Here is a 5,089-nt window from a genome sequence, read left to right as displayed (position 1 = left end):
GCCGTGGCGAGGCGGGCCCGCTGCGCGGCGGGCACGGTCCCGTCGGCCGCCGCCCGTTCGGCCTCCTGCGGCGCCGGCAGCTCGGCACGGTGGGTGAGCACCAGGGTCACGTCACCGGCGCGCGCGGCCTCCTCGGCCAGCGCCAGGCCGATGCCGCCGAGACCGCCGGTGATCAGGTAGGTCGCGCCGCGCACCCAGGGGGTGCCGGGGTTCCGGGCCTCCGCCGGCTCGTACCGCAGGGCGAGGCGGTCCGGGCCCCGGTGGGCCACGCTGCCCGGAGTGAGCGAGTGCCGCAATTCGGCGGCGAGCAGCGTGGCGACTCCGTCGTCGGCCGGGTCGAGGTCGACCTCGGTCACCCGGACGTTCGGGTACTCCTGCGGCAGGACCCGGACGGGGCCGGCGAGCAGGGCGAGTTCGGGGCGCGGCCGTTCGCCCGGCGCGAGCCCGCGGGCGCCGGCGGTGGCGACCAGGACGTCCACCTCACCGGAGCCGCGCCGGGCCGACAGCTCGCGCACGATGCGCAGGATCGGCCAGAAGTCCTGTTCGAGGACCTGTTCCAGCAGCGTCCTCAGCTCGGGCCGAGGGACGTCGGGGCGGCCCTGGGGCAGTTGGAGCACGGTGTCGAACGCACCGTGCTCGGCCTCCAGACGGTCCAGCAGGGGCACCGGGTCGGGCTCGGCCGACGTCTCGGCGGGGGTGAGCGGTACGACGGTGTGGCCGTCCGCCGCGAGGGCGGCGAGCACGGGGTGGTCCCCGGCCGGCACCAGGGCGAGGATCCGCCGCGTCAGGGCGGTGCCGGGCTCCGGCGCGAGCGGGGCGGCGGCCCAGCGCGGGGTCTGGACGAGCCCGCGCCGGCGCAGCGCCAGCGGCGACGACGGCAGGAGCGGTTCCCCGGGCTCCGCAGGCAGCTCGGTCCAGTAGGCGGACCGCTCGAAGGGGTAGCCCGGGAGGGCGACCCGCTGCCCGGAGAGCCCGGCCAGCTGCCTGTCCCAGCCGACCCGTCCGCCGCGGGTCCAGACGGCACCCACCAGCGCGGCGGTGGACTCCGGCTCGGCGTGCCGCTCCTTCTCCACCCAGGGGGCGACGGTGGGCACCTCGGCGTCGGCGCCGGCCTGGCGGAACATCCCGCTCAGGGCCCGGCCGGGGCCCGACTCGACGATGAGTGCGGGGCCCTGGGCGAGGACCGCCCTCGCACCGTCCAGGAAGCGGACGGCCTGGCGCAGGTGCCTGACCCAGTACTCCGGGTCGGCCATGGTGTCCGGCTCGGCCAGCGTGCCGAGGAGGGTGGAGGCGAGCGGCCTGGTCGCCCGGTGGTAGGCCACCGCGTGGGCGACCTCGCGGAACTCCTCGACGATCGGTTCCATCAGCGAGGAGTGCGCGGCGAGCGAGGTGCCGAGGACGGTGTGCAGCAGGTCGGTGTCCGCGAGCCGGTCGTCGAACCGGGCGATCGCCTCGACGGTGCCCGACACCACGGTCTGCTCGGGTGCGTTGACGGCGGCGATGTCGAGGTCCGGCGGCAGGATGCGGGACAGCTCGGCCTCGGGGAGCCCGACGGCCATCATCGCCCCCGGCGCCGTCCCGGTGTGCATCAGGCGTCCGCGCGCGGCGACCAGGCGCAGCGCGTCCTCGGGGGCGAGCACTCCGGCGAGCGCGGCGGCGGCGTACTCACCGATGCTGTGCCCGATCATCACGTCCGGTTCGATGCCGGCGGCGATCAGCGAGGCGGCGAGGGAGTACTCGGAGATGAACAGGGCGGGTTGGGCGTACAGCGCCTGCCGGAGCAGGACAGCGGCCTCGGCCTCGCCGCCCTCCGCCGGGAACAGCACGGTGCGCACGTCGAGTCCGTCGGTGGCGACCAGGCGCTCGGCGAGCGCGTCCACCGTGTCGCGGAACACCGCGTCCGTGCGGTACAGCGCGCGCCCCGCGCCGACGTACTGGGCCCCCTGGCCGGGGAAGGCGAAGACCACCGGCAGTTCGCTCTCCGGGGCCGGGGCCGCGTCGGTTCCGGCGGCCGCCAGCAGGGCGGCGGCCTCCGTGGTGGTGCGGGCGGTCACCGCGAGCCGGTGGCGGAAGCGCTTGCGGCCGGTGGCGAGGACCCCGGCGACCTCGTCGAGCCTCGCCTCCGGGTTCCGGCGCAGATGGGCGGCGAGGGAGTCGCGCAGGTCGCCGAGGGCCCGCGGGGACCTGGCGGAGACCACCACCGGGAGGGGCCGGGACTCCTCCCGGGCCGGCCCGGGACGCTCGGGCGCCTGTTCGAGGACGACGTGGGCATTGGTGCCGCCGACGCCGAAGGCGCTGACCCCGGCGCGCCGCGTGCCCTCCCAGGCGGTGAGCTCGGTGGGGACGTAGAACGGCGAACCGTCGAAGGCGATGGCCGGGTTGGGGGTGTCGAAGTTGACGCACGGCGGGATCTCCGCGCGCTCCAGGACGAGCGCGGCCTTGATCAGTCCGGCGATGCCCGCGGCCGGGCCCAGGTGGCCGATCTGCGACTTGACGGCTCCCAGGGCGCAGAACGGGGCTGCGTCCTCGGGCACGCCGAAGGCGGAGGTCAGCGCGGCTATCTCGATCGGGTCGCCGAGCGCCGTACCCGTGCCGTGGGTCTCGACGTACCCGATGGTGCGCGGATCGACCTGGGCGACCCGCTGCGCGCGGGCGATGACCTCGGCCTGGCCGGCGATGCTGGGTGCGGTGAAGCTCATCTTGTGCGCGCCGTCGTTGTTGACGGCCGAGCCCTTGATCACGGCGACGACGCGGTCCCCGGCGGCGAGCGCGTCGTCGAGCCGCTTGAGGGCCACCACGCCACCGCCGTTGCCGAACACCGAGCCGTTGGCCCCGGCGTCGAACGGGCGCAGGTGGCCGTCCGGCGAGCAGATCGACCCCTCTTCGAACACGTAGCCGTTGACCTGCGGGGTGTGCAGGTTGACCGCGCCGGCGAGGGCGAGGTCGCTCTCGCCGAGCAGCAGACTCTGGACGGCCAGGTGGACGCCGACCAGGGCGGTCGAGCACGCCGTCTGGACGTTGAGCGAGGGGCCGCTCAGGCCGAGCCGGTAGGAGACCCGGGTGGCCAGGAAGTCGCCGTAGCTGCCGATGTCCGCCTGGAGGCCCCGGATCGATCCGTCCAGGTAGTCGGCGTGGCCGAAGTGTGGTTCCACGTAGCGCAGGTAGGCGTGGCGGCCGCCGCCCGCGAAGACGCCGATGTCCCCGTCGTGCCGGTCGGGGTCGTAGCCGCTGTCCTCCAGAGCCTGCCAGCAGAGCTCCAGGAAGAGCCGGTGCTGCGGGTCCATCAAGCGGGCCTCGCTCGGCGTGATGCCGAAGAACTCGGCGTCGAAGTCGCCGGCGTCGTCGATGAGGCCGCTGACCTTGATGTAGGCCGGGTCGCGCAGGAGGTCCTCGGGGACTCCGGCCGCCCTCAACTCCTCGTCGGTGAAAGCGGTGAGCAGCTCCTCGCCTTCGCGGATCCGCTGCCAGAAGGTGTCGGCGTCGGCTGCTCCGGGCAGTCGAAGCGCCATGCCGACGATGGCGATGTCCGTGCTTGCCGTCTCAGGCCGGTCGTCACTCACCGGTACTCGTCTCCCGTCCTCTGGCCAGCCGTCGTCGGGCGGCCGCGGTTGCGATGCGGTTCAGGTCCCGGCCGGGGGCGTCGACAGCGGCGCCCTGCGGGGTCGGGGCGCTTCCCCGCGCCAGGAACGCGGCGAAGCCGCGGGCGGTGGGGAAGCGGAAGAGATCGTTCATCAGGAATGGTTCGGTGAAGGTCTCCTTCAGCCGCAGGTAGAGCGTCAGGGCCAGCAGGGAACTGCCGCCGGCGCCGAAGAAGGAGACGGTCGGCGAGGTGACCGGCTCGCCGAGCACGCTGCTCCACACCGCGAGCACCCGGCGTTCGGTCGGGCTGAGCCCGCTCGCCGGCCCCGGCCTGGGTCTGATCGGCCGAGGGGCCCGCAGGGCGCGGACGTCGACCTTGCCGCTGCGGGTCAGCGGCAGCCGGGCGATCAGCTCGACGTACCGCGGCACCGCGTACTCGGGCAGCGCGGCGCGGGCGTGGTCCAGGACGGCGGCCGCCGTGACCTGGGCGCCCGCCGGTACGACGTAGGCGGCGAGCTCGGTGCCGCGCTCCTCGGTGCGGACGGCCCGGACGGTGCAGGCGAGGACGCCCTCGAACCGGAGCAGGACCGCGCTCACCTCGTCCGGTTCGACCCGGTAGCCGCGCACCTTGACCTGGTCGTCCGCACGCCCGGCGAACTCCAGGACGCCGTCGGCGATCCGCACCAGGTCGCCGGTGCGGTAGCCGGTGGTGCCGTCCGCTCCGAGCGTGAACCGGTCACCGTCCGGTCCCGCCGTGCCGTCGGCGCGGAGGTAGCCGGCGGCCACCGGCGCACCGCCCACGTGCAGTTCGCCGCGGGTTCCGGTGGGCACCGGGCGGCCGAGCCGGTCCCGGACGCCGAGCACGGCGGCCAGGACGCGGGGTCCGGGCCGAGGCGGTGGCTGGCGACCACATGGGTCTCGGTCGGGCCGTACTGGTTGACGAGTTCCGTTCCGGCCGCCGCGCAGAACCGCCGGACCGGGTCCGTGACGACCAGCGCCTCGCCCGCGACCAGCAGGTGGCCGAGGCGGGCCGGGGTCCGGCCGAAGGCCTCCCAGGAGGCCGCGAGCTGGTGCAGCGCGACGGGGGGCAGGAACCCCACCTCGATCTCCTGGTCCACGAGGAAGTCCAGCAGCGCCTGGGCGTCGGGGCGTACCTCGTCGGGCACGACGTGCAGGCTCCCGCCGTGCACCACGGCGGTCAGCATCTCCTGGACGGACACGTCGAAGGAGAGCGGCGCGAACTGGCTCACCCTGCGCGGGGCCGAGAACTCCGGTTGGGCCGCCTGCCAGCCGACCAGGTTGGCCAGCCCCCGGTGCGTCATGCTGACGCCCTTGGGCTCCCCGGTGGAGCCGGAGGTGAACAGGACGTAGGCCTCCTGCTCGGGCGCGGGCCGGAACCAGGCCGCGGTCCCCGCCGGGTCGCCGCCCTGGTCCTCGGCGTCGGCACCGGTCCCGGCCGCCGTGAGCACCAGCTCCTCGCCGGGCCGGCCGGCCCGGGCGGGGTCGATCC

Annotated in this window: 3 protein-coding genes; all 3 read right to left on the bottom strand. The window is 75.2% G+C overall.

The genetic code is table 11. The features are described from left to right. On the bottom strand, positions 1 to 3,509 hold a 3,509-nt coding region (locus tag ABZW03_RS37055; protein ID WP_355268705.1), incomplete at its 3' end, for a type I polyketide synthase. Positions 3,510 to 3,552: 43 nt separating this feature from the next. Continuing rightward, entirely contained in the window at positions 3,553 to 4,263 is a 711-nt protein-coding gene (locus tag ABZW03_RS37050) for a phosphopantetheine-binding protein (RefSeq protein WP_355268703.1), read from the bottom strand. Next, positions 4,173 to 5,089 (bottom strand): AMP-binding protein (locus ABZW03_RS37045; RefSeq protein ID WP_355268701.1); only part of this gene is annotated, 917 nt, incomplete at its 5' end. The genes ABZW03_RS37045 and ABZW03_RS37050, both read right to left, overlap by 91 nt.

This window comes from Kitasatospora sp. NPDC004799 (assembly GCF_040609095.1).
Taxonomy (GTDB): Bacteria; Actinomycetota; Actinomycetes; order Streptomycetales; family Streptomycetaceae; genus Kitasatospora.
Note: the sequence above shows the minus strand (reverse complement) of the source record. Positions and strands in the feature narration are given on the sequence as shown.